This is a genomic window from Streptomyces griseomycini (genome assembly GCF_014203535.1).
Lineage (GTDB): Bacteria > Actinomycetota > Actinomycetes > Streptomycetales > Streptomycetaceae > Streptomyces > Streptomyces griseomycini.
Window position 1 is genome coordinate 414,411 of record NZ_JACHJI010000008.1, and the last position, 23,842, is coordinate 438,252.

General features: G+C 73.7%; 19 protein-coding genes and 1 pseudogene. 5 read left to right on the forward strand and 15 right to left on the reverse strand.

All coding sequences use genetic code 11. The features are described from left to right. Positions 1-58 precede the first annotated feature (58 nt). Positions 59-502, forward strand: a complete 444-nt coding sequence (locus tag FHS37_RS24390; RefSeq protein WP_184824799.1) for a Rieske (2Fe-2S) protein — start codon at positions 59-61, stop codon at positions 500-502. A 22-nt stretch (positions 503-524) separates the two neighbouring features. After that, positions 525-1,301 carry a nucleotidyltransferase domain-containing protein gene (locus tag FHS37_RS24395; RefSeq protein WP_184824801.1) on the forward strand — a complete coding sequence of 259 codons (777 nt, stop codon included), beginning with the start codon at positions 525-527 and terminating at the stop codon, positions 1,299-1,301. Here FHS37_RS24395 and FHS37_RS24400 read toward each other — a convergent pair. From FHS37_RS24400 to pyrG, 12 genes are all read right to left on the reverse strand, one after another. After that, complete coding sequence (locus tag FHS37_RS24400; RefSeq protein WP_184824803.1) at positions 1,233-1,994, reverse strand: nucleotidyltransferase domain-containing protein; 762 nt, start codon at positions 1,992-1,994, stop codon at positions 1,233-1,235. The genes FHS37_RS24395 and FHS37_RS24400 overlap by 69 nt on opposite strands. 3 nt (positions 1,995-1,997) lie before the next feature. Then, positions 1,998-3,020, reverse strand: a complete 1,023-nt coding sequence (locus FHS37_RS24405; RefSeq protein WP_184824805.1) for an ADP-ribosylglycohydrolase family protein — start codon at positions 3,018-3,020, stop codon at positions 1,998-2,000. Next, positions 3,017-3,736, reverse strand: a complete 720-nt coding sequence (locus FHS37_RS24410) for an NUDIX hydrolase (RefSeq protein WP_184824807.1) — start codon at positions 3,734-3,736, stop codon at positions 3,017-3,019. Before FHS37_RS24410 ends, FHS37_RS24405 begins: the two co-directional genes overlap by 4 nt. Before the next feature lie 62 nt (positions 3,737-3,798). Then, complete coding sequence (locus FHS37_RS24415) at positions 3,799-4,842, reverse strand: pseudouridine synthase (protein ID WP_184824808.1); 1,044 nt, start codon at positions 4,840-4,842, stop codon at positions 3,799-3,801. After that, a complete protein-coding gene (gene scpB / locus FHS37_RS24420) occupies positions 4,842-5,507 on the reverse strand; it encodes an SMC-Scp complex subunit ScpB (protein ID WP_184824810.1) in 666 nt (221 codons plus the stop codon). Before scpB ends, FHS37_RS24415 begins: the two co-directional genes overlap by 1 nt. Next, positions 5,504-6,754: a segregation and condensation protein A gene (locus FHS37_RS24425; protein ID WP_229889763.1), complete on the reverse strand. Its 1,251-nt coding sequence runs from the start codon at positions 6,752-6,754 to the stop codon at positions 5,504-5,506. Before FHS37_RS24425 ends, scpB begins: the two co-directional genes overlap by 4 nt. Positions 6,755-7,228: 474 nt before the next feature. After that, positions 7,229-7,792 (reverse strand): hypothetical protein, encoded by a 564-nt coding sequence (locus FHS37_RS24430; protein WP_184824814.1) that lies wholly within the window; start codon positions 7,790-7,792, stop codon positions 7,229-7,231. Next, entirely contained in the window at positions 7,777-8,904 is a 1,128-nt protein-coding gene (locus tag FHS37_RS24435) for a ParA family protein (protein ID WP_184824816.1), read from the reverse strand. Before FHS37_RS24435 ends, FHS37_RS24430 begins: the two co-directional genes overlap by 16 nt. A 412-nt stretch (positions 8,905-9,316) precedes the next feature. Continuing rightward, a complete protein-coding gene (gene ald / locus FHS37_RS24440) occupies positions 9,317-10,441 on the reverse strand; it encodes an alanine dehydrogenase (protein WP_184824818.1) in 1,125 nt (374 codons plus the stop codon). 137 nt (positions 10,442-10,578) lie between these two features. After that, on the reverse strand, positions 10,579-12,636 hold the full coding sequence (locus FHS37_RS24445) for a tetratricopeptide repeat protein (RefSeq protein WP_184824820.1): 2,058 nt from the start codon (positions 12,634-12,636) through the stop codon (positions 10,579-10,581). A 189-nt stretch (positions 12,637-12,825) separates the two neighbouring features. Further along, positions 12,826-13,452 carry an NUDIX domain-containing protein gene (locus tag FHS37_RS24450; protein WP_184824822.1) on the reverse strand — a complete coding sequence of 209 codons (627 nt, stop codon included), beginning with the start codon at positions 13,450-13,452 and terminating at the stop codon, positions 12,826-12,828. Between the two features lie 109 nt (positions 13,453-13,561). After that, the gene (pyrG, locus tag FHS37_RS24455) at positions 13,562-15,211 is read right to left on the reverse strand and encodes a CTP synthase (protein ID WP_184824824.1); all 1,650 of its coding nucleotides are present in this window, start codon (positions 15,209-15,211) and stop codon (positions 13,562-13,564) included. A gap of 452 nt (positions 15,212-15,663) precedes the next feature. Here pyrG and FHS37_RS24460 point away from each other — a divergent pair, with 452 nt between their 5' ends. The 3 genes and pseudogenes from FHS37_RS24460 (at position 15,664) to FHS37_RS24470 (ending at position 19,743) form a co-directional block, all read left to right on the forward strand. After that, entirely contained in the window at positions 15,664-17,466 is a 1,803-nt protein-coding gene (locus tag FHS37_RS24460; RefSeq protein WP_184824885.1) for a glycoside hydrolase family 15 protein, read from the forward strand. 275 nt (positions 17,467-17,741) lie between these two features. Continuing rightward, positions 17,742-18,031: pseudogene (locus FHS37_RS39820) on the forward strand (FAD-binding protein); the annotation flags it as partial. A 68-nt stretch (positions 18,032-18,099) separates the two neighbouring features. Continuing rightward, positions 18,100-19,743, forward strand: coding sequence for a PucR family transcriptional regulator (locus FHS37_RS24470; RefSeq protein ID WP_184824828.1), 1,644 nt, complete (start codon positions 18,100-18,102; stop codon positions 19,741-19,743). Between the two features lie 35 nt (positions 19,744-19,778). Here FHS37_RS24470 and FHS37_RS24475 read toward each other — a convergent pair whose 3' ends face one another. From FHS37_RS24475 to recN, 3 genes are all read right to left on the reverse strand, one after another. Beyond that, complete coding sequence (locus FHS37_RS24475) at positions 19,779-20,915, reverse strand: glycosyltransferase family 4 protein (RefSeq protein WP_184824830.1); 1,137 nt, start codon at positions 20,913-20,915, stop codon at positions 19,779-19,781. Positions 20,916-21,146: 231 nt separating this feature from the next. Continuing rightward, complete coding sequence (locus tag FHS37_RS24480; RefSeq protein WP_229889762.1) at positions 21,147-21,977, reverse strand: hypothetical protein; 831 nt, start codon at positions 21,975-21,977, stop codon at positions 21,147-21,149. Positions 21,978-22,021: 44 nt separating this feature from the next. After that, positions 22,022-23,740 (reverse strand): DNA repair protein RecN, encoded by a 1,719-nt coding sequence (gene recN, locus FHS37_RS24485; RefSeq protein WP_184824887.1) that lies wholly within the window; start codon positions 23,738-23,740, stop codon positions 22,022-22,024. Between the last annotated feature and the right edge of the window lie 102 nt (positions 23,741-23,842).

A 23,842-nucleotide genomic window follows, 5' to 3' on the forward strand; every position in this document is an offset into this window, starting at 1 on the left:
TGTCACGATGCAGGGGCTGTGATCTCCATCCCGGTCTCCTTCTCCTCGGAGTGACGACATGAACCACCCCGCGACACGACGCACGGTCCTTCTCGCGGCAGGAGCGACGGGCGCGGCCGCCCTGACCACGGGCTGCGGCGGGAACGACGGCCACAGAGGCGACGGAGGCGGCTCGGGTCCCTCCTCCGGCACCGCCGCACCGGAGGCCCCCGCCGGGCGGGAGCTGGCCACGACGGGCGACATCCCGGTGGGCGGGGGCACGGTCTTCAAGGACGAGAAGGTGGTGGTGACCCAGCCGGAGGAGGGCGACTTCAGGGCCTTCTCGGCGATCTGCACGCACCAGAACTGCCTCGTGGCCGAGGTCTCGGACGGCACGATCCACTGCGCCTGCCACGGCAGCCGGTTCTCCGTCACCGACGGCTCGGTCGAGACCGGCCCCGCCACCAGGCCGCTGCCCGAGGAACGGATCACGGTGGAGGGAAATTCGATCCGCCTGGCGTGATCCGCCGCGTACGCTCCCGCGCATGCGCCCCGAGACCCTGGTCCGCGACCACACCGTTTACGCCTGCGTCATGGGGTCGCGTGCCTTCGGTCTCGCGACGGAGGGCAGCGACACCGACCGCCGGGGCGTGTACCTCGCCCCCACTCCCCTGTTCTGGCGTTTCGACAAGCCGCCGACGCACGTCGAGGGCCCGGCCGAGGAGCAGTTCAGCTGGGAGCTGGAACGCTTCTGCGAGCTGGCCCTGCGCGCCAACCCCAACATCCTGGAGTGCCTGCACTCCCCGCTCGTGGAGTACGCCGACGACACCGGCCGCGAGCTGCTGGCCCTGCGCGGGGCGTTCCTCTCCCGCCGGGTCCACGAGACGTTCACGCGGTACGCCCACGGCCAGCGCCGCAAGCTGGAGGCCCACGTCCGCGCCCTCCCCCGAGCTCTCGACTCCGCTCGAGCAGGGGGGACCCCCACGGCCCCGCGCTGGAAGCACGCGATGCACCTGCTCCGCCTGCTGACGAGCGCCCGCGACCTGCTGCGCACGGGCACGCTCACGATCGACGTCGGCGACCACCGCGAACCGCTCCTCGCGGTCAAGCGGGGCGAGGTCCCGTGGTCCGGGGTCGAGGCGCGGATGACCCGCCTGGAGCGGGAGGTCGAGGAGGCCGCCCGGCGCACCCCGCTCCCGCCGGAACCGGATCACCGGCGCGTGGAGGACTTCCTCGTCCGCGTCCGCCGCGCCTCAGCCCTCCAGGCGGATCCGTACGAGGAAGGCGTGCAGGGCGTCGTGCGCGGTGGGGGCGTCGGGTAGCGCCGAGGCGGCCTGCGCCCCGTCCAGCACGCCGTGCAGCCGCCGGACGTCGTCCCGCACCCGCTCGAGGCCGACGTCCGCCGGCGCGTGCTCCCGCTCTGCCTTCGCCGCGATCAGCTCGGGCAGGTAGGCCGGGACGGCGTCCCCGGGCCCGGCCTCGCCGAGCAGCGTGGGCAGGTGGGCCTGCACCCCGCCGCCGCGCATCAGACGGATGCCGGTCAGCAGCGCCCGGAACGTGTACAGCAGCGGCTTGAGCTCGCCGCTCTTCTCGAACAGCCGCCACTGCGTGGTCGCGAACCCGCGGTAGTGGTGGGCGTGGTGGCGGGTGAGGACACCGGGCGCCAGGGCGACCAGTTCCCGGTGCGCGTCGGTGGTGTGCACGACCAGCGGGGACAGCAACTGCTCCAGCACGTAGCCGTTGCGGCGCAGCATCAGGCGGACGAACTTGCGCAGGTCGTGCGTGACCAGGTCCATCTCGACGCCGTCCCGGTCCCACATCCGGGACCTGGTCTCCTCCGGCTCGCGCAGTCCGACGAGGTCGGCGGCCGGCAGCAGGTGCGTGCCCCGCAGGTCCACGTCGGAGTCGCGGGACGGGAAGCCGTACAGGTGCGCGCCGGAGACGGTGGCGAACAGCACCGGGTCGGGCTGCTCGTCGATCACCGGGGTCAGGTCCAGGTCCAGGGCGTCGATCATGGCTCAAGCGTCCCAGAGTGCTCCCAGCGCCAGCAGGTCGTCCCGGTACTCGATGCGGTCCGCCCAGGCGGACGGCCAGGCGTCCGCGCCCAGGTGCGCGCCCGCGAAGGCGCCCGTCAGGCAGGCGATCGAGTCGGAGTCGCCCGCGGTGCAGGCGGCGCGGCGCAGGGCGGTGAGGGGTTCGTCGACGAAGAGCAGGAAGCAGAGCAGACCGGTGGCCAGGGCCTCCTCGGCGATCCAGCCCTTCCCGGTGGCCAGGCACGGGTCGGTCTCGGGCGAGGCGGTGCGCACGGCGTCCCGGAGGCGCTCCAGGATCTGCAGGCACTCGTCCCAGCCGCGGGCGATGAAGTGCTCGGGGGTGGGGTCCTGGGCGCGGGTCCACAGGTCGCCGAGCCAGAACTCGTGGTAGCGGGTGCGGTTGTCGTAGGCGTAGGAGCGCAGCAGGCCGATCAGGCCGGTCGGCTCGGCACCCTCGGCGAGCAGCCGCACGGCGTGCGCGGTCAGGTCGGAGGCGGCGAGCGCGGTGGGGTGCCCGTGGGTGAGCGCCGACTGCAACTGGGCGGCGCCCGCGCGCTGTTCGTCGCTCAGGCCGGGGACCAGGCCGATGGGCGCGACGCGCATGTTGGCCCCGCAGCCCTTGGAGCCGACCTGGCTGGCGTCCTGCCAGGGCCGGTCCTCGCGGGCCAGCAGGTGGCAGGCCTTGAGGCAGGTGTTGCCGGGGGCGCGGTTGTTCTCGGGCGAGCGCCACCACTCCACGAACTCCTCGCGCACCGGTCGCTCCAGCCGCCTCGGGGCGAGCGGCCCCCGGTCCATCGCCGTGCGCAGTCCCCGCCCCAGGGCCAGCGTCATCTGGGTGTCGTCGGTGACGATCGCCGGCCTCGGCAGGTCCATCTCCCGCCAGGGGCCGAACCTGGCCAGGATCGACGGCACGTCGTTGAACTCCGTCGGGAAGCCCAGCGCGTCCCCGAGGGCGAGTCCGGTGAGCGCTCCCGTGGCGGCGCGCTTGGTGACGGTGGTCGTGGTCATGCGGGGCGTCCTTCCGGAGGCGGCCGGAGCAGCGGCGGGTGGAGGGCGGTGGCGGTGCCCGCGCGGTACAGGGCGGCGGGCTTGCCCCGGCCGCCGGTGAGGCGCGCGGCGCCGGGGACGGCTTCGACGAAGCCCGGGGTGGCGAGCACCTTGCGCCGGAAGTTGGGCCGGTCGAGGACCGTGCCCCACACCGTCTCGTAGACCTGCTGCAGCTCGCCCAGGGTGAACTCGGGCGGGCAGAAGGCGGTGGCGAGGCAGGTGTACTCGAGCTTGGCGCCGATGCGCGTCCGGGCGTCGGCCAGGATCCGGTCGTGGTCGAAGGCGAGCGGCCCGGCCGTGTCGTACGGCGTCCAGCGGGCCTCGGCCGCGTCGGTCCCGGCCCTCAGTTCGGGAGGGTCCGGCAGCAGCGCGGCGAAGGCGACCGACACGACCCGCATCCGGGGGTCGCGGTCGGGTTCGCTGTAGGTCCGCAGCTGTTCCAGGTGCAGCCCGGTCACGTCGGTCAGGCCGGTCTCCTCGGCCAGCTCCCGGCGGGCCGCCGTCTCCGCCGACTCCGTCGGCAGCAGGAAGCCGCCGGGCAGCGCCCAGCGGCCGGCGTACGGCTCCTGCGCCCGCTCGACGAGCAGCACGTGCAGCGCACCCGCGCGGAGCGTGAAGACGGCGAGATCGACGGTGACGGCGAAGGGCTCGAAGGCGTGCTTGTCGTAGCCGCGCACGGCCGACCACCCCCTTAATAGTCATTCAGACTATAAAAGGGGGCGGCGACCCGTGACAACCCTCAGAGATCGACCTCCTGCATCAGCATCCCGACCTCCGTGTTGGACAGCCGGCGCAGCCAGCCCGACTTCTGGTCGCCCAGGGTGATCGGCCCGAACGCGGTGCGCACCAGCTTGTCGACCGGGAACCCGGCCTCCGCGAGCATGCGGCGCACGATGTGCTTGCGGCCCTCGTGCAGGGTCACCTCGACGAGGTAGTTCTTGCCGGTCTGCTCCACGACCCGGAAGTGGTCCGCCCGCGCGTAGCCGTCCTCGAGCTGGATGCCGTCCTTCAGCCGCTTGCCCAGGTCGCGCGGGATGGGCCCGACGATGTGCGCGAGGTAGGTCTTCCTCACGCCGTACCGGGGATGGGTCAGCCGGTGCGCCAGCTCGCCGTGGTTGGTGAGCAGGATGACGCCCTCGGTCTCGGTGTCGAGCCGGCCGACGTGGAAGAGCCGGGTCTCACGGTTGGTGACGTAGTCCCCGAGGCACTGGCGCCCCTCGGGGTCCTCCATCGTCGACACCACGCCGGCGGGCTTGTTCAGCGAGAAGAACTGGTAGGACTGGGTGGCGACGGTCAGGCCGTCGACCTTGACCTCGTCCTTCTCCGGGTCGACGCGACGGCCCTGCTCGAGGACGATCTCGCCGTTGACCTCCACCCGCGCCTGCTCGATCAGCTCCTCGCAGGCGCGCCGGGAGCCGTAGCCCGCGCGCGCGAGGACCTTCTGCAGCCGCTCGCCCTCCTGCTCGGCGCCCGGGAAGGTCTTCGGGAGCCTGACGTCCTTCTTGTCCGCGTACCGCTCGCGGTTGCGCTCCTCGATCCGTGCCTCGTACTCGCGCGAGCGCGCCGGGGCGGTGCGGCCCCGGCCGCCCTTCTGCCCGGACGGCTTCGCTCCGCCGCGCCCGGACTTCGGGCCGTCCTTGGTGGCCCCGGGACCCACGTCGTAGCGGCGCTCCTCGGGGCGGGGCTTGCGGGGGCGGCCCTGCCCCTGCTTCTGGTCCCTGTTGTTGCCGGCACCACGGTAGTTACCGCGTCCGCCGCTCTTTCCGCTGCCGCTGCTTCGCATCAAAATTCCGTCGTCGTCGTGTTCGTCGGGGGACCGTCGTCCGGATCCGGTGCGTCCGGATCGAACGACGGCACGGCTTCCTGGGTCTCGGCCTCGATCGCCTCCGCCTCCGGGAGGAAGGGCGCGAGCTCCGGGAGCTCGTCCAGACCGCGCAGGCCCATCCGCTCCAGGAAGTAGTTCGTCGTCGTGTACAGGATCGCACCTGTTTCGGGTTCCGTGCCCGCCTCCTCGACCAGACCGCGCTGCAGGAGGGTGCGCATCACGCCGTCGCAGTTCACTCCGCGCACCGCGGAGACCCGGCTGCGGCTGACCGGCTGGCGGTAGGCGACCACGGCGAGGGTCTCCAGGGCGGCCTGGGTGAGCCGGGCCTGCTGGCCGTCCAGGACGAACCCCTCCACGGCGGCGGCGTACTCGGGACGGGTGTAGAAACGCCAGCCGCCCGCGACGAACCGCAGCTCGAAGCCGCGCCCCTGCACCGTGTACTCGTCCGCCAGCTCGCGCAGCGCGTCCGCGACCCGGCGTTCCGTCCGCTGCAGTGTCTTCGCCAGGTGCGCCTCGGTCACGGGCTCGTCCACGACCATGAGCACCGCCTCCAGGGCGGGCTTGAGGTCCAGGTCCGCGACGCCGCGCAGCCCGGCGGGTACGTCGGTGGTCTCGTCGCTCACTTCTTCTCCTCCTCGGGCTGCTCGGGCGGCCGGTCGAACTCGTCGGTGACCTTGGGGACGGCGTCCCCGTCGCCGCCGGTCCAGCGCACGGTCAGCTCGCCGAGCGCGGTCTCCTGCTCGAGGGCGACCGCCTTCTCGCGGTACAGCTCGAGCAGCGCGAGGAAACGGGCCACGACGGTCAGGGTGTCGTCGGTGTCCTCGACGAGCGCCCGGAAGTCCGCCTCGCCCAGCTCCCTGAGCCGCGCGACCACGATCCCCGCCTGCTCCTGCACGCTGACCAGCGGCGCGTGGATGTGGTCGACGTACACCTGCGGCTTGGGCCTGGGCTGCATCGCCTTGACGGCGAGCCTGGCGAAGCCCTCGGGGCCGATGCTGATGACGACCTCGGGCAGCAGCTCGGCGTGGTGCGGCTCGAGCCCGACGGTACGGGGGTGGCGTCGGGCCTCCTCGTCGAGCCGCCGGCTGAAGATCTCGGCGATCTGCTTGTACGCGCGGTACTGCAGCAGGCGGGCGAACAGCAGGTCCCGGGCCTCCAGCAGGGCGAGGTCGGCCTCGTCCTCCACCTCGGCGGCGGGCAGCAGCCGTGCCGCCTTGAGGTCGAGCAGCGTGGCCGCCACGACCAGGAACTCGGTCGTCTCGTCCAGGTCCCAGTCCGGTCCCAGCGCGCGGATGTACGCCATGAACTCGTCGGTCACCTTGGACAGGGCGACCTCGGTGACGTCCAGCTTGTGCTTCGCGATCAGCTGGAGGAGCAGATCGAAGGGGCCCTCGAAGTTCGCCAGCCGCACCGTGAACCGGCCGTCGCCCTCCTCACCGCCGGAGACACCGCCCTCGGGCCCCGTCCCGGTCCCGAGGGCGCCCGTCCGCGAACCGGCGGCGCGCGTCTTCGGACCGGCGGCGCCCGCGCCCTGTTCCAGGGTGCCCGCACCCGGCTCCACCGTGCCCGCGCCCGAGCCGGAGGCCCCCGCACCCGGGCTCACCGCCTCCGTCCCCGGCGCGAGGACACCGGACGCGGAGGCGCCGGACAGTCCCACCGCGCCGACCGGGGGCTCCGCCCCGAGGCCCCGGGGCACGGGATCCGGCTCGGCGGACGCGCCCGCCGTACCGGTGCCGACGGCCCGGGCGTCCGGCTCGGACGCCGGTGTCCCGTCCGGCTCGGCCCGAACCGGCGCACCCGGGACGGGCCTCGCGGCCGTCCCCCGGTCGGGTCGCGCGTCCAGGTCGTCCGGGGCCGGCGTGCTCCCCACGGGCGACCCGTCGGGCTCAGACCGCTCGGCCGCCGGCCGCACCGTGCCGCCCGTGCCCGCCGACGGCGGCGCCACCGGACCGGGCGGCGGCCCGGCCGCCCCCTCGGGGCCGTCGGCCGCCTCCTGCGCGCGCGGCGGCCCGGAGGGGGCCGGACGCCCGGCCTGCCGCACGCCGGGTCCGCCCTCCGAAGGCCCCGGCACCGGTGCGGAAGTCCGCTGCGCCGGGCGCACCCCCGGCCCGACCGGCGGGAGCACCCTCCCGGGGGTCCCGGCGCCCGCCCCTTCCGCGGGCGGCGCGAGCGGCGGGCCCGGCTCCGCGGGCACGGCGGTCCCGCCCTCCGGGGTCGCCGGCGGCTCGTCCGGCGGGGTCGTCGGCGGTGCCGCTCCCGGGCCCCGTCCCAGCGCACGCCGGCGGTTCGGCCGGTTGCCGGGGGCGGAAGGGTCGTTCGAGGTCATGGCCTCCGCAGGCTACCGCTACCGCCCGCGAAGTCGGCGTACGAGGATGCTCGCCTCCCCGCGGGTCTCCAGGTCGGCGAGGACCACGGCGACCGCCTCGCGGACGATCCGGCCGCGGTCCACGGCCAGTCCGTGCTCGCCGCGCAGCACCAGGCGCGCGTGCTCGAGGTCCATGAGCTCCTCGGCGGAGACGTACACGGTGATCTTCTCGTCGTGCCGCTCACGGCCGCTGGGCCGGCGCGCCGCCGCTCTCCCGCGCTTGCGCGGGGCCGCGGCCGCGGCGGCTCCTTCCCGTGCCGCCTGGCGCCGCCCGGAGCCCGCCGCGGTGCGGCTGCGGGACTCCCCGGCCTCGGCCGGCCCCGCGTCCGCGGCGACGTGCTCCGCGCCCTCGCCGTCGCCGCCCTGGGCGGGCACCGACTGCGGCGCGGCCTCCTGGGCCGCCGCCGCGTCGCCCTCCCCGGCGGGAGCGGGGACGCGGGCGTCGCCGTTGGCCTGGCGCCTGGGGGTCGACGCCTGGAGCGCCGTCCCCCCTGTCGTGCGGAAGAGTTCGTCGGCCCCGGGCAGACTCACTCGGCGTGACACCGGGCGAGCACCTCCCTGGCGAGCTGGCGGTAGGCGGCGGCACCGACGGAGTTGGAGGCGTACGTGGTGATCGGCTCACCGGCGACCGTGGTCTCCGGGAAGCGGACCGTGCGCCCGATGACCGTGTGGTAGACGTGGTCGTCGAACGCCTCGACCACACGCGCGAGGACCTCGCGGCTGTGCACCGTGCGCGAGTCGTACATCGTGGCGAGGATGCCGTCGAGCTCCAGGTCGGGGTTGAGCCGCTCCTGGACCTTCTCGATGGTCTCGGTCAGCAGGGCCACACCGCGCAGCGCGAAGAACTCGCACTCCAGCGGCACGATCACCTTGTGCGCGGCGGTCAGCGCGTTGACCGTGAGCAGGCCGAGCGAGGGCTGGCAGTCGATCACGATGAAGTCGTAGTCGTCCATGAGCGGCTTCAGCGCGCGCTGGAGCGTGGACTCGCGCGCGACCTCGCTCACCAGCTGGACCTCGGCCGCCGACAGGTCGATGTTGCTGGGCAGCAGGTCCATGTTGGGGACCGCGGTCTTCAGCAGCACCTCGTCGGCCGCCATGCCCCGCTCCATGAGCAGGTTGTAGACGGTGAGGTCGAGCTCCATCGGGTTGACGCCGAGACCGACCGACAGCGCGCCCTGCGGGTCGAAGTCCACGAGCAGCACCCGGCGTCCGTACTCCGCGAGCGCGGCGCCCAGGTTGATGGTCGACGTCGTCTTGCCCACGCCGCCCTTCTGGTTGCACATCGCGATGATCTTCGCCGGGCCGTGGTCGGTCAGCGGGCCCGGGATCGGGAAGTACGGGAGCGGGCGCCCGGTCGGGCCGATGCGCTCACGGCGCTGGCGCGCCGCGTCGGGCGCGAGCGTGGCCGCGTACTCGGGGTCGGGCTCGTACTCGGCGTCGGGGTCGTAGAAATGCCCCTCGGGCAGTTCGTCGTAGTCGGCGAAATGGTTGTGGGGCGCGCCACTTCCGTCGCCGGCCATGGCGTTCACGTGATGGCCATCCATGCTTCGGTGTGCAGTGCGAGTCGCCTGCTGACTCTGGTGGGCTGCGAAGGTGCGCACAGCGACGGAGCCGACAGGAGCGAACCCCGCGGGTCCCTGGCCCCGTGCAGGCATTCCTGGCTGACCACCCCCGGGAGTAAATGTCGACTCATTCACAAGTCGTCTTACCTCCTTGGTGACCAGGAAACTTCTAGACAGGTCAGCGTGGCACCATGCCGACGGTTGGCGACTCTATGGCGTGTCGGGCGTCCGCAGCAACACAATCCACCGGACCCGGCCCGATGTGTCGGCAATGAAACATCCCCCTGTCAAGGGCGTACGGCCGTCGCACGGCAGGTTTCACCGGTGTGCGAATCGGTGGAAGGGTTACGTTCGAGGCGAGTTGTACCGGAATCGAGAAGTGACCATACACACATCCGGCCGGACCTTGTCGGGCAAGGTCCGGCCGGGTATGCGGTGTTGACGGTCGGCGTTGACGTGTCGACTTCACCGGCCGACGAGTTGGTCGACTTGACTCCTGGACGACTCAGCCGAGCAGGGAGGCGAGCTCCACGTGCTCGAGGCCGTGCGCCTCGGCGACCTCCTTGTAAACGACCTTGCCGTCATGGGTGTTGAGGCCCTTGGCGAGCGCGGGGTCGCGGCGCAGCGCCTCCACCCAGCCGCGGTTGGCGAGCTCGACGATGTACGGCAGCGTGGCGTTGGTGAGCGCGTAGGTCGAGGTGTTGGGCACCGCGCCGGGCATGTTGGCGACGCAGTAGAACACCGAGTCGTGGACCTTGAAGGTGGGCTCGGCGTGCGTGGTGGGGTGGGAGTCCTCGAAGCAGCCGCCCTGGTCGATCGCGATGTCGACAAGGACACTTCCGGCCTTCATCCGCGAGACCAGCTCGTTGCTGACCAGCTTCGGGGCCTTGGCGCCGGGCACCAGCACCGCGCCGATCACCAGGTCGGCCTCCAGGCAGGCCTTCTCCAGCTCGAAGGCGTTGGAGACGACGGTCTGGATCTTCGTGCCGAAGACCTTGTCGGCCTCCTTGAGCTTGTTGATGTCCTTGTCCAGCAGGGTCACGTGGAAGCCCAGGCCGATGGCGATCTGCGCGGCGTTCCAGCCGGAGACGCCGCCGCCGATGACGACGGCCCTGCCGGCCAGCACGCCGGGGACGCCGCCGGGCAGCACACCGCGGCCGCCGTGGGCGCGCATCAGGTGGTAGGCGCCGACCTGGGCGGACAGCCGGCCCGCGACCTCGGACATCGGAGCGAGCAGCGGCAGCGCGCGGTTCGGCAGCTCCACCGTCTCGTAGGCGATGGCGGTGGTGCCGGCCTCCAGGAGGGCGTCCGTGCACTCCTTGGACGCGGCCAGGTGCAGGTAGGTGAAGAGGGTCTGGTCCTTGCGCAGGCGGTGGTACTCCTCCGCCACGGGCTCCTTGACCTTCAGCAGCAGGTCGGCGGCGGCCCACACCTCGTCGGCGGTGTCCAGGATCTGCCCGCCCGCGGCGACGTACTCGCCGTCCGGGATCGAGGAGCCGACACCGGCGCCGCGCTCGATGACGACCTGGTGGCCGTTGCGCACCAGCTCGTGCACGCCGGCGGGGGTGATGGCCACCCGGAACTCGTTGTTCTTGACCTCGCGGGGGATGCCGACCTTCACGTCGATCACGGTCCTTGGCTCAGAGGGTATGAGGGGTCTTACTACACATACCCGGGCACACACGGGCACACCGGGAGAGACCGCAGAAGATGGCGCGGCAGAGCCAGTCTAATGAAGGTGTTCCCGCTGTCTAGCCTTCCATTGCATCAATCTTCAGCAGATGTGCTGCGGATTTCGCAGGCGTCAGCTTCTTGTTCCCGTTCGGAGTCGTCCTCCAGGGCCTCCTCGCCCAGCATGCGCCCGGCCGTGCCGCGGTGCAGCGCGGCCGACGCGGGGTCGCCGAGGCGTTCGAAGGAGTCGGCGAGCCGCAGGTGCAGCGCCGCCAGCAGCCGGGTGTCCTCGGCCCGGTGCGCCCACTCCACGGCCTCCCGGCAGGTGCCCAGCGCCTCCTCCGGCCGGCCCGCGTACTCCTGCACCCGGGCCAGTTCGCTGAGCGCCCGCGCCTGTGCGGCCGCGTCCCCGTTCTTGCGGTGCCCGGCGGCGGCCGCGCGCCAGTTGCGCTGCGCCTCGCCGTAGCGGCCGGCGTAGGTGTGGGCGGCGCCGATGCGGCCGTAGAGCCGGGCGGCGTCCGCGCGCTCGTCCCGGGCGAGCCGCTCGGCCAGGGCCCGGCCGAACCAGTCGGCGGCCCGGTCGTAGTCCCCGAGCTCCAGGTGCGCGCCGCCTACGGATTCCATCGCGCGGCCGGTCGCGTACGGGTCGCGTGCCGCGCGTCCCGCGTCCAGCGCGGCCCGGTAGCGCGCCAGGGCGTCGGCCGTGCGGCCGGTGCGGGCGTCGAGGTCGCCGAGGTTCAGCAGGGCCGCCGCCCGCTCGCGGGGCAGCCGCCGGCGCTCGGCGACGTCCAGGACCAGGCCGTGGAGGGCGTACAGGTCGCTCGCGGCCGCCCGGGTGCCGACGTGCGCCACCATGGCCCGCACCAGCTGGGACAGCAGCCGCCGGGCCAGGGTGTCCAGCTCCCCGTCGGCGACCGCGAGCCGGGCCGAGGCCAGCAGGGCGGGCCTGCTCAGGCGCAGCCAGTCGGCGGCGGCCCGGGGGCTGGGGAAGCGCACGGAGCGCGGCATGGCGAGGAGCTTCTCGCGCGCCAGGGGACTGTCGGTCTCGGTGATCGCCCTGCACGACTGGAGCAGCCGCACGGTCCGCTCCAGCATGCGGGCGCGGGCCAGCTGGAGCTCGGCGGGGCGCTCGTGGGTCTCGGCGAGGTCGCGCAGGAGGGAGTGCAGGCAGCCGGGTACCTCGTACTGCGGCAGCGGCGAGGCCACCGCGTGCAGCAGACCGTGGGCGACGAAGCCGTCCAGGGCGGTGCGGGCGGCGTCCACCGAGCAGCCGGCGAGCGCGGAGGCCGTGTGCGGGTCGACCAGGCCGGCCGGGGCGAGGCTGAGCAGGCGCAGTGTCCGGGCGGCGGACGCCGGCAGCGAGGCGTGCACGAGGTGCAGGACGCGGCCGGTCACGGTGGACCGGCCGGTCTGTGCGTGCAACTGCTTGGCGAGGTCGGCGACGGCGGCCTTGGGCCGGGCGGCGAGCCAGCCCCCGGCCAGCACCAGGGCGGCCGCCTCGCCCTCGCACTGCTCGGCGAGTCCCTCGGCGGCCCGGGGGTCGACGGTGATGCGGACCGATCCGGCGGCCCGGGACAGCAGCTCCACCGCGGACTTGGTGTCGAGGCCGCCGAGCGTGCAGGGGCGGACGTCCGCGATGCCGGTCAGCGGGCCCGAGGCCACGGTGACGGCCAGGCAGTCCGGGTTGTCCGGCAGCAGCGCGTCGACCTGTTCGGCGTCGGCCGCGTCGTCGAGCAGGAGCAGCACCCGGCGGTCGGCGAGGGTGGTGCGCAGCGCCTCGGTGAGATCGTCCTCGGGGGCCCCGGCGGGGGCGGGCACCTCCAGCGCGTCGAGCAGCTCCCGCGCGGCGCGCTCGACGGGCACGCGCGTGCCGCCGGGCTCGGTCAGGCGGGCGCGCAGCACCCCGTCGGGGTAGCGGTCGGCGACCCGGCGCACGAGTTCCTCGGCGAGGGCCGTCCGGCCGGAGCCCGGACGGCCGGCGATGAGCAGCACGCGCGCGCGGGGCGCCTTGCGGCCCGAGAGGGTGTCCAGTCCCGCGCGCTCGATGTCGGCGCACAGTTCCTTCAACTCCCTGGTGCGGCCCAGGAATCGACCCTCCACGGCTGCGTCCTGGGAGAGTCGCGCACTGCCCGGGTCCACCGCCTGATCCGTCACGGGCCACACTCCCGTCCCACCGCACGCGCGGGCCCGCCCCGGTGCGCGGGGCGTCGCGCCTGCTCCTCGGCTCACTCGCGAAGAGCCTAGTTCACGCTCTGCTACGTTCCCGGCGGAGCGCCCCGGGCGCATCCCTCGATCGGATCAGCCGATGGTCACATCATCATGACGCGAAAGGCCCGGACGGCATCAGGCCTCGAACGGGCGCGCGGGCCACGGCGCCTGGGCCGGACGCAGCGAGTCCAGCCCGTCCCCGGCCCGCGCGGCGACGAGCGAGAGGACACCCACCACGAGGCAGTTGTTGTGCAGCTCGCCGGCCAGCACCCCGCGCACCAGCTCGTCGACGGACACCCGGGCCAGCTCCATGTCGGCCTCCTCGTCCTCGACCTCGAAGCGCTCGCCCTCGGCCTCGGACAGACCGCGGGCGAGGAAGATCCGTACCGCCTCGTCGCAGCCGCCGGGGGTGGTGTACACGTCGGTCAGCACCCGCCAGTCCTCGGCCTTGACGTGCGCCTCCTCGTACAGCTCGCGCTGGGCGGCGTGCAGAGGGTTCTCGCCGGGGACGTCCAGCAGGCCGGCCGGGATCTCCCAGAGCTTGTGGCGCACCGGGTGGCGGTACTGGCGCAGCACCAGGACACGGTCGGCGTCGTCCAGGGCGAGGACGGCCACGGACCCGGGGTGGACCTGGTAGTCGCGGTGGACCACGGTCCCGTCGGGCATGACCACGTCGTCGGTGCGGACGGAGGTCTTGTTGCCCGTGAAGGGGGTCTCGGTCGCCCGGATCTCCCACTCTTCCGGGATGTCCTTGATCGTCATGCCTGTCCTTCCGAACGTACGGCGGTCGTGCGTGTGCGCTGCGTGGAAAGAGCAGCCGGGGTGCGGACCTTCTGAGGGTCCGCACCCCGGCAACCGTACAACCGGTGTGTTACTTCGAGATCTTCCGCTCGACGGCGGCCTTCACCAGGCCCGCGAAGAGCGGGTGCGGACGGGTCGGACGCGAACGCAGCTCCGGGTGCGCCTGGGTCGCGACCAGGTACGGGTGGACCTCGCGCGGGTACTCGACGTACTCGACGAGCTTGCCGTCCGGGGAGGTGCCGGAGAAGACGATGCCCGCCTTCTTCTCCAGCTCCGCGCGGTAGGCGTTGTTCACCTCGTAGCGGTGGCGGTGGCGCTCCTCGACGTACTCCTTGCCGTCGTACACCTCGCGCACGATCGAGCCCTCGGCCAGCTTGGCCGGGTACATGCCGAGCCTCATGGTGCCGCCCATGTCGCCCTCACCGGCGACGATGTCCAGCTGCTCGGCCATGGTGGAGATGACCGGGTGGGCGGTGGCCGGGTCGAACTCGGTGGAGTTGGCGTCGGAGATGTCCGCGAGGTTGCGGGCCGCCTCGATCACGATGCACTGCAGGCCCAGGCACAGGCCGAGCAGCGGGATCCGGTTCTCGCGGGCGAAGCGGATCGCGCCGACCTTGCCGAGCACGCCGCGGTCGCCGAAGCCGCCGGGGATGCAGATGCCGTCGACGTCGCCGAGCTGTGCCTGGGCGCCGGCCGGGGTCTTGCAGTCGTCGGAGGTGACCCACTTGATCTTCACGCGGGCCTTGTTGGCGAAGCCGCCCGCGCGCAGCGCCTCGGTGACCGAGAGGTAGGCGTCGGGCAGGTCGATGTACTTGCCGACCAGGGCGAGGGTGATCTCGTGGTCGGGGTTGTGGACGCGGTCGAGCAGGTCGTCCCAGGTCGTCCAGTCCACGTCCCGGAAGGGCAGGTCGAGCTTGCGCACGACGTAGGCGTCCAGACCCTCGGCGTGGACGACCTTCGGGATGTCGTAGATCGAGCGGGCGTCGGGGCAGGCGACCACGGCGGCCTCGTCGACGTCGCACATCAGCGAGATCTTCCGCTTGATCGCGGTCGGCACCTCGCGGTCGCAGCGCAGCACGATCGCGTCCGGCTGGATGCCGATGTTGCGCAGCGCCGCGACCGAGTGCTGGGTCGGCTTCGTCTTCAGCTCACCCGAGGGACCGATGTACGGCAGGAGCGAGATGTGCACCACGAAGACGTTGTCCCGGCCGACCTCGTGCCGCACCTGGCGGACGGTCTCCAGGAACGGCAGCGACTCGATGTCGCCGACCGTGCCGCCGACCTCCGTGATCACGACGTCCACCTCGTCCGTCGCCATGCGACGGATGCGGTGCTTGATCTCGTTGGTGATGTGCGGGATGACCTGCACGGTGTCGCCCAGGTACTCGCCGCGCCGCTCCTTGGCGATCACCGTCGAGTAGACCTGGCCCGTGGTGACGTTGGCGGAGCCGTCCAGGTCGCGGTCGAGGAAGCGCTCGTAGTGCCCGATGTCCAGGTCGGTCTCGGCGCCGTCGTTGGTGACGAACACCTCACCGTGCTGGAAGGGGTTCATCGTGCCCGGGTCGACGTTCAGGTACGGGTCGAGCTTCTGCATCACGACGCGCAGACCCCGGGCCTTGAGCAGCATGCCGAGGCTGGAGGCCGTCAGACCCTTGCCGAGCGAGGAGGCGACACCCCCGGTGACGAAGATGTGCTTGGTCGTCGAAGATTTGGGCGGCATGGCCAAGAGGGGGCTCCCGTGGTCGCGGTCTGGAGGGTGCGGTTCCGGGGTTTTCTCGCCCACCGGTCCACGGGCTACCAGCGTATCAGCGCCGCGGCACGATGGCGTCCGCGCACGCTCCGCACACGGACGCGTACCCCTCGCGGCCTCCCCGTCCGCTGCTCACTCGTTCAGCGGAGCCGCGTTCTCCGGAGCGGCACACAGATCATCTACGTGCGTCGTATCCTGCTCGGACACTCACTGACGAGCCCGGCCGGCCGAACGGCACCACCCCCCGCCGGTAAGTTCCGGAACAACGACGGCTCGTCGGTTCGTTGAGCAACAATTGGCGCTTTGCACGACGGCTGAGCGACTGCTGTGCTTCACCGCTCAACGACGCATTGCACAAACCCCTTGACCGCACTAGCGACAGCCCCTCGCGGGGTGACGTGGCCGTTCGACTGGAGTTGCACGTGGCCGGGCGCATCGAAGACTACGCACTCATCGGAGACATGCAGACCGCTGCCCTGGTCTGCCGGGACGGCACGGTGGACTGGCTGTGCCTGCCCCGCTTCGACTCGCACGCCATCTTCGCCGGCCTGCTGGGCACCGAGGAGCACGGCTTCTGGCGGCTCGGTCCCGCGCAGGCCCCCGACGACCGGCCGCCCGTGGCGGCCCGGCGCTGCTACCGCGGTGACTCGCTGATCCTGGAGTCGGAGTGGGACACCCCGCGCGGCACGGTCCGGGTGACCGATTTCATGCCCCCGCGTGACGGCGCCCCGCAGCTGATCCGGGTCGTCGAGGGCGTCTCCGGCCGGGTGCCGATGCGCTCGGCGCTGCGGATGCGGTTCTCCTACGGCCGGATCGTGCCGTGGGTGCACAAGCACGAGGGGCGCACGGTCGCCGTCGCGGGCCCGGACTCCGTGTGGTTCGACACCTCCGTCGAGACCTACGGCAAGTCGCTGACCACGTACGCGGACTTCACGGTCGCGCCGGGTGACCGGATCACCTTCACGATCTCGTGGCAGCCCTCGCACAAGGAGCCGCCGCCGCTGCCGGAGCCGGAGCAGTCCCTGGAGGCGACGGAGGACTTCTGGCGCGAGTGGGTGGAGCACTGTACGTACCACGGCCCCTACCGCGAGGCCGTGATCCGCTCCCTGATCACGCTGAAGGCCCTGACCTACGCCCCGACCGGCGGCATCGTCGCCGCGCCCACCACCTCCCTGCCGGAGGACATCGGCGGCGTCCGCAACTGGGACTACCGCTACACCTGGCTGCGGGACGCGGCGATCACCCTGTCCTCGCTGCTGCGCACCGGCTACCGCGAGGAGGCCCGGGCCTGGCGCGAGTGGCTGCTGCGCGCGGTGGCGGGCGACCCGGAGAACCTGCAGATCATGTACGGCATCGCCGGTGAGCGCGAGCTCGGCGAGGCCGAGCTCGACTGGCTGCCCGGCTACGAGAACTCCAGCCCGGTCCGGGTCGGCAACGGCGCCGCGTCCCAGCTCCAGCTGGACGTGTACGGCGAGGTCACCGAGGCCCTCCACCTGGGCCACATGACCGGCCTGGCCCGCAACGACTACGCGTCCCTGCTCCAGCTGAAGCTGATCCGCTACCTGAAGAAGCACTGGCAGGAGCCGGACGAGGGCATCTGGGAGGTGCGCGGCCCGCGCCGCCACTTCGTGCACTCCAAGGTGATGGCCTGGGTCGCGGTGGACCGCACCATCAAGCTCATCGAGTCCGGCGACGCCGACGGCCCGCTGGAGGAGTTCAAGCGGCTGCGCGACGACATCCACCGGGACGTGTGCGAGAAGGGCTACGACAAGGAGCGCAACACCTTCACGCAGTCCTACGGGTCGAAGGAGCTGGACGCCTCGCTGCTGCTGATCCCGCAGGTGGGCTTCCTGCCGCCGGACGACAAGCGGGTGATCGGCACCGTCGAGGCGATCCAGCGCGAGCTGTCCACGCCCGACGGCTTCATCCTGCGCTACCCCACGGAGGGGAAGGACGAGGGCGTCGACGGCCTCCCGGGCGACGAGGGCGCGTTCCTCGCCTGCTCGTTCTGGATGGCCGACGACCTGGCGATGATCGGCCGCGTGGACGAGGCCCGCAGGCTCTTCGAGAAGCTGCTCTCCCTGCGCAACGACCTCGGGCTGCTGGCGGAGGAATGGGACCCCCGTCTGAAGCGCCAGGTGGGCAACTTCCCGCAGGCGTTCAGCCACGTGCCGCTCATCGACACCGCCCTGCGGCTGACGGCGTCCGGGGCGTACGGGGGCTGAGGGCGTCCGACGGGAGCGTGGCCGTACCCGCCCGGGCTGGGGACGGGCATCAGCCGTTCCCCGGAAGGGGGCGGCCGCGGCTCCCCTCCCGGAGGCGGGCGCGGTGGTGGCCGCGCTGCGCGAGGAACTCACCGGTGGGGTGCCCGCCCCCGGCGATCCGGGCTGCGACGAGGACCGGACCGTCTTCGACGCGATGATCGACCGGCGGCCCGCCGTGATCGCCCGGTGCGCGCGCGGACGACGTGGTGCGGGCCGTGCGCTTCGGCAGGGAGCGGGGCCCGCCCGGGTACCCGGTGCCCTGCCGGGACGCACCGTGGGGGTGCGCCCCTTCGGCGTCCGGGAGGACCCCGCCGCCGACGAACACCGCATCGGGTGGGTGCGGGACGTCCGCGCGGACGTGCGGCCGTGGGGCACCGGGGCGGTCTGCCTCGACTCCGTCGGCGACGAGGGCGCCGACCGGGTGGAGGCCGGCCTGGGCGGGGAGAACACCCGCCGGCCGGCGGAGCCGAAACGGCGGTACGCCCCGGACCACGTGTTCCGGTTCGACCACGGCATCCGGCCTGCTCCAGGGGCGCGGGCGCCGCACGCCGGGCGAGGTGTCCGGCACCGGCTCGCCCGAGTACCGTCCGGCCCATGAACAGCGGCGAGAACAGCGGATACGACACCCGGGGCGCCGGGATCACCGTGCGGCGGGCGCTGGAGCTGCCCGGGCTGCGCAGCGGACTGCCCGAGGTCGTGGCGGGCGCCGACCGGTTGCAGCGCACGGTGCGCTGGGTGCACGCGGGCGAGGTGCCCAACATCGCCTCGCTGCTCAAGGGCGGCGAGCTGCTGCTGACCACCGGATACGGGCTCGGTCACCGCCCGGCCGACCAGCGCGCGTTCGTGCGCACGCTGGCCGAGCGGGGCATCGCGGCGCTCGTGGTGGAGCTGGGCCCGCGCTTCGCCCGGCTGCCCGCCGCCCTCGTCGACACGGCCCGGACGGCGGGGCTGCCGCTGGTCCAGCTGCACCGCGAGGTGCCGTTCGTGACGGTCACCGAGGAGATCCACACCGAGATCGTCAACGGGCACTACGCGCTGCTGCAGCGCGCGGAGGAGGTGCACCGCCGCTGCACCGAGGCGCTGCTGGGCGGCGGCGGGGTCCCCCAGGTCCTGGAGATCCTGGCGGGGTTCACCGGCAACCCGGTCTTCCTGGAGACGACGGACGGACAGCTGCTGTACGCGGCCGGGGAGGGCCCCGAGGGCGCGGATCCGCTCCAGGTGTGGGAGGGGCTGCGGGAGCGGCACCGGGACGATCCGCCGGCCGGTTCGGCCCTGGTGGACGTGCCCGGCGGCGGCCCCGGCAGCGGCGGCGTACGGGCCCGGCTGGTGCTGCTGCCGGTGCGGAGCGAGCCGGCCCCGGTGCATCGCATGGCGGCCGAGCGGATCGCGGGCGTCCTCGCCGTGGTGCTGATGCAGGCCCGCCAGGAGGAGGAACTGGCGGCGCGGGGACGCGGGGACTTCCTCACCGACCTCGCCGAGGGCCGTGTCACCGCCGAGGACGCGCCCGCGCAGGCGCGCGTGCTGGGCTTCGGGCCGGGCGCCGGACCGCTGCTGCCGGTGGTGATGCGGCTCGGCGACGCCCTGTCCCCGCAGGGGGGAGGCTGGGCGGTGCTGGCCCGCGCGGTGGCCGAGGAGCTGGCCTCGCTCGGCGTGCCCGTGCTGCTGGGGGTGCGGCCGGTCGAGGGGCGGGTGCCGCTGCTGCTCGGGCTGCGCTCGGAGGCGGAGCGCCCGGCGATCGCGGACCGGGTGGCGGCGGCGCTGCGGGCCGGGGTGGAGCGGGCGGGCATGCTGCGGCCGGGGGCCCGGCCGCCCGTCGTGGTGATCGGACCGGCCGGCGGCTGGACGGCGGCGTCGGCGGGGCTTCGGCACGCGGCGGAGACGGCGACCGCGGCGCAGGGCCTGCCGGACCGCCCCTGGTACGACGCCCGCCGGCTGGACATCGACCTGCTGCTGTGGCGGCTGCGCGACCACCCGGACCTGGCGGCGTTCGTGGACCGCGCGATCGGTCCCCTCCTGGACCACGACCGCCGCTCCAGACCTCCGCTGCTGCCCACCCTGGAGACCTACCTGGCCCATGCGGGCCGCAAGGCGGAGACGGCCCGCGGACTGCACCTGAACCGGCAGACGCTCTACAACCGGCTCGCCCGCATCGGCGAGTTGCTGGGCGCCGACCTCGACGACCCGCAGACGGTACTGACGTTGAGCCTGGCCCTGCGCGCCCGGCGGCACGTGTCCTGACCCGGCGGCACGTGCTCCGCGCCCGGCACCCGGGGTCAGGCCAGCGGCCGGGGCCGGGTCAACTCGTCGTACACGCTGAGCACCTGGGCGACCGTCTCGTCCTCGGTCGGCCAGGTCGCCGCCTGTCGCGTGCCCCGCTCCTTGAGCAGTTCCCTGCGGTCGGGGTCGTCCAGCAACCGTACGACGGCGTCGGCGAGCGCCCGCGCGTTGCCGTACGGGACGAGCTCGGCGGCGTCGCCGACGAGTTCGGGGATGCCGCCGGCACCGGTCGCGACGAGCGGCACGCGCGCGTGGAGGGCCTCCTGGGCGAACGGCGAGCGCGCCTCCGACCGGCCGGGCAGCAGCGCGAGGTCGGCGGCGGCGAGCAGGTCGGAGACGTCGTCGCGCCGGCCGAGGAGCCGGACCGGCAGTTCCTCGTCCTCGATCCGCCGCTGGAGTTCGCCGCGCAGCTGTCCCTCCCCCGCGACGACGACCAGCGGCACGGGGTCGAGGCGGCTCCACGCGTGCGCGGCGTCCAGCAGCGTGGTGTACCCCCGGCGCCGTTCGAGGGAGCCGACGGCGATGAGCAACGGGCGCCCCGTGGCGCCGAGTTCGGCCCGGATCTTGGGGCGCAGCCGGTCGGGGTCCTCCGGCCCCGGCGGCGTGCGCGTCCCGGGGAGCGAGACCGCGGCCAGCCGCGCGTCCCGCGCTCCCGTGCGGCGCGCCCGGTCGACGAGGGCGGAGGTCGTCCCGAGCACCACGGTGGCCGCCTTGACGACCCGCCGCTCCAGCACCCGCAGGAAGTGGCCGCGCGGACCGTCGGCGTGCGTCCGGTCGTGCCAGGTCACGACGAGCGGGGTACGCCGTCCGCTGAGGGCGAGCACCGTGCGGAAGGAGGCGTGCAGCCCGTGCGCGTGCACCAGGTCGGCGTCCGTGCAGGCCGCCCGCAGCGCGGCCACCGACCCCGGGTCGCTGCTGCGCGGCACGTGCACGTGGTCGGCGCCGGTACCCGTGAAGCCGTAGGTGTGATCCGCATCGGCGGGGGCGCACACCGTGACCCGCACGCCCCGTGCGACGAGCCCCGCGGCCAGCGAGCGCACGTGGGCGCCGCTGGCGGCGTTGCCGCCGCCCAGCACCTGTACGGTGCGCAGCGGCGACCGGCCGTGCGGTGAGTGGCTGCTCACGGGGGTCACGCGGCCGGGCTCCTGGTTCGGGTCGGACGGTCACGAAGAACGTACAGAAGGATCGTGCGGAGGGGGTGTACCGCGCGGTTTCCTCCGCGTAGTCCCGCATACTCCGTCAAGGATGCCAGGACGTACGGGTGTTCCGGGAACGGCGGGAGCACGGGGCCGGGGCTGCACAGGAGGACTTGTCACCCACACGAGTGACGGAGGGGTCGGCTCCGTGACGGGTCGCCGAGCGGCTCACCGACGGACGCCGACGGTTCCGGGGGTTTCCGGGCCGGGGTGCCTCCGGCCCGCGCCCCCGCGGCTCCCGCCCAGCGACCGGGCCGCCGCGCTCACCCGGTCCCCGTACACCGCGGCCGCGACCAGCGCGGCGGCATGGGCGACGAGTCCGGCCCGCCCGGCGCCCGCCACGACCGCGGCCCCGAGGGCCGCGCCCAGCGCGTGCGCCCCCGTGTCCCCGAGCATCGCGCGCTCCCCCAGGTCGTCGGGCAGCACGGCCGCGGCGGCGCCCATCGCGGCGGCGGCCGTCCCGGCTGCCCCGGGGTCCCGGCGCACCAGTCCCGGCGCCCCGAGCGCGAGCACGGCCGCGGCGGCCCGTCCCGGCCGCACGTCCACGAGGTTGACGCAATGGGCCGCCCCGGCGATCACCACTCCCGCGAGCACCTTGTCGAGCGCCCGCTCCTTCAGCGCCGCCCCCGCGGCGAGCCCCGCCGCCGAGATCCCGAACAGCTTGACCGCACCGCTGGTCACCTCGCCGTCCCGGAGCGCACCGAGATGCGCCCGGAACCCCCGGCGCGGGTCACCGGCCCCGGCGACGTCGTCGTACGCCCCGCACGCCCCGGCGACGAGGACGGCCGCTGCGGCGGCGGGCCGCACCCGGCCGGCCGCGGCCGCCACCGCGAGGGCGGCGGCGGGACCCGCGTGCCACCCGACGGTCCGGCCGGCGTGGTTCCTCCGCTCCCAACGGTCCCGGCCGCCGGGCTCCCCGGCCCGCAGCACGGCCGTTCCGGCCCGGGTGAGGGCGGCGGCGAGTCCGAAGGAAGCGGTCCTGCGGGATCGGTCGGCCATCCCGTCAGACTACGCGCGGCCGCGGCTGGGCCCGCGCGCCCCGGCTACACGTCCGCCCGGGCCGTCGCCAGCAGTTCCTCCGCGTGCGCGCGGGCGGTCTCCGAGTCCTCCTGACCCGCGAGCATCCGGGACAGCTCCCGGATGCGCTCCTCGCCCTCGAGCACCTTCACGCCGGACCGGGTGACCGACCCGTCGTTGGTCTTCTCCACCAGCAGCTGCCGGTCGGCGAACGCGGCCACCTGGGGCAGGTGCGTGACGACCACGACCTGCGCCGTCTTCGCCAGCCTCGCGAGCCGGCGCCCGATCTCCACCGCCGCCTTGCCGCCGACACCGGCGTCGACCTCGTCGAAGAGGTACGTCGGCACGGGATCCGTCCCCGCGAACACGACCTCCACGGCCAGCATCACGCGCGACAGCTCACCGCCGGACGCCCCCTTGGCGATGGGCCGGGGCGGCGCCCCGGGGTGCGGGGCCAGCAGCAGTTCGACCTCGTCCACGCCCGAAGGGCCGTAGGCGACCGTGCGCCCGCCGACCTCGACGCCCTCGGGGTCCTCGGTCTGCCGGATGTCGAACGACACGCGCGCGTGCGGCATGGCGAGCGAGGCCAGCTCGGCGGTCACCGCCGCCGCGAACCGCTCCGCCGCCTCCGTCCGCGCGTCCGACAGCTGCTGGGCGAGGGCGCCCAGCTCGACGCGGAGCGCGTCCCGTTCGGCGGTGAGCTCCTCGATCCGCTCGTCGTCGCCTTCCAGTTCGGTGAGCCGGGCGGCGCTCCGCTCGGCCCACGCCAGCACGGCCGCGATGTCCTCGCCGTACTTGCGGGTCAGCCCGGTGAGCGCGGCCCGCCGCTCCTCGACCGCGGCCAGCCGCAGCGGATCGGCGTCCAGGTCGTCGGCGTACCCCGCCAGCTCCCCGGCGACGTCGCGCAGCAGGATGCCGATCTCCCCGATCCGGTCGGTGAGCGCGGCCAGCGCCGGATCGTGGGCCCGCACGGCCTCCAGGGCCCGCTGGGCTCCCGCGACGAGCGTCCCGGCGTCCACGCCCTCGGGGTCCTCCGGGTTGCCCGCGAGAGCGGTGTGCGCGACCGCCGCGGCGGACGCCAGCGCCTCGGCGTGCCCGAGCCGCTCGGCCTCCTCCGCCAGTTCCGCGTCCTCGCCCGCGCGCGGCTCCACGGCGGCGATCTCCTCGAGCCCGAAGCGCAGCATGTCGGCCTCCTGGGCCCGCTCACGCGCGCGCGTGGTGATCTCTTCGAGCTCCGCGGTGACGGCCCGCAGCCGCTTGTACGCCTCGCCGTACTTGCCGAGCGGCACGGCGACCGCGTACCCCGCGTACCGGTCGAGCGCCTGCCGCTGCCGGGACAGCTTCAGCAGCCCCTGCTGGTCGGTCTGCCCGTGCACGGCCACGAGGTCGTCGGCGAGCTCGGCGAGCAGCCCCACGGGCACGCTCCGTCCGCCGACGTGCGCCCGTGAGCGCCCCTCGGCGGAAACGGTACGGCTGATCAGCAGCGTCCCGTCGTCGAGCTCGGCCCCGGCCTCCTCGGCCCGCACGACGGCCGCGGTGTCCCGGGGCACGGTGATACGCCCCTCCACGACCGCGTTCTTGGCGCCGATCCGCACCAGGGCCGCATCCGCCCGTCCACCCAGCAACAAGCCCAGGCTGGTGACCACCATGGTCTTGCCCGCGCCCGTCTCACCGGTGACGGCGGTGAAGCCGGGCGACAGCTCGACGACAGCGTCGTCGATCACTCCGAGCGACCGTATCCGCATCTCCTCCAACACGTTCCAGACCTTACGAGGTTTCGCACGTGGTGTGCGACGCCGCCCCGCCCATCCGGCGCTGCCGCAGGCAGTGACCTGCCGACGGACCAC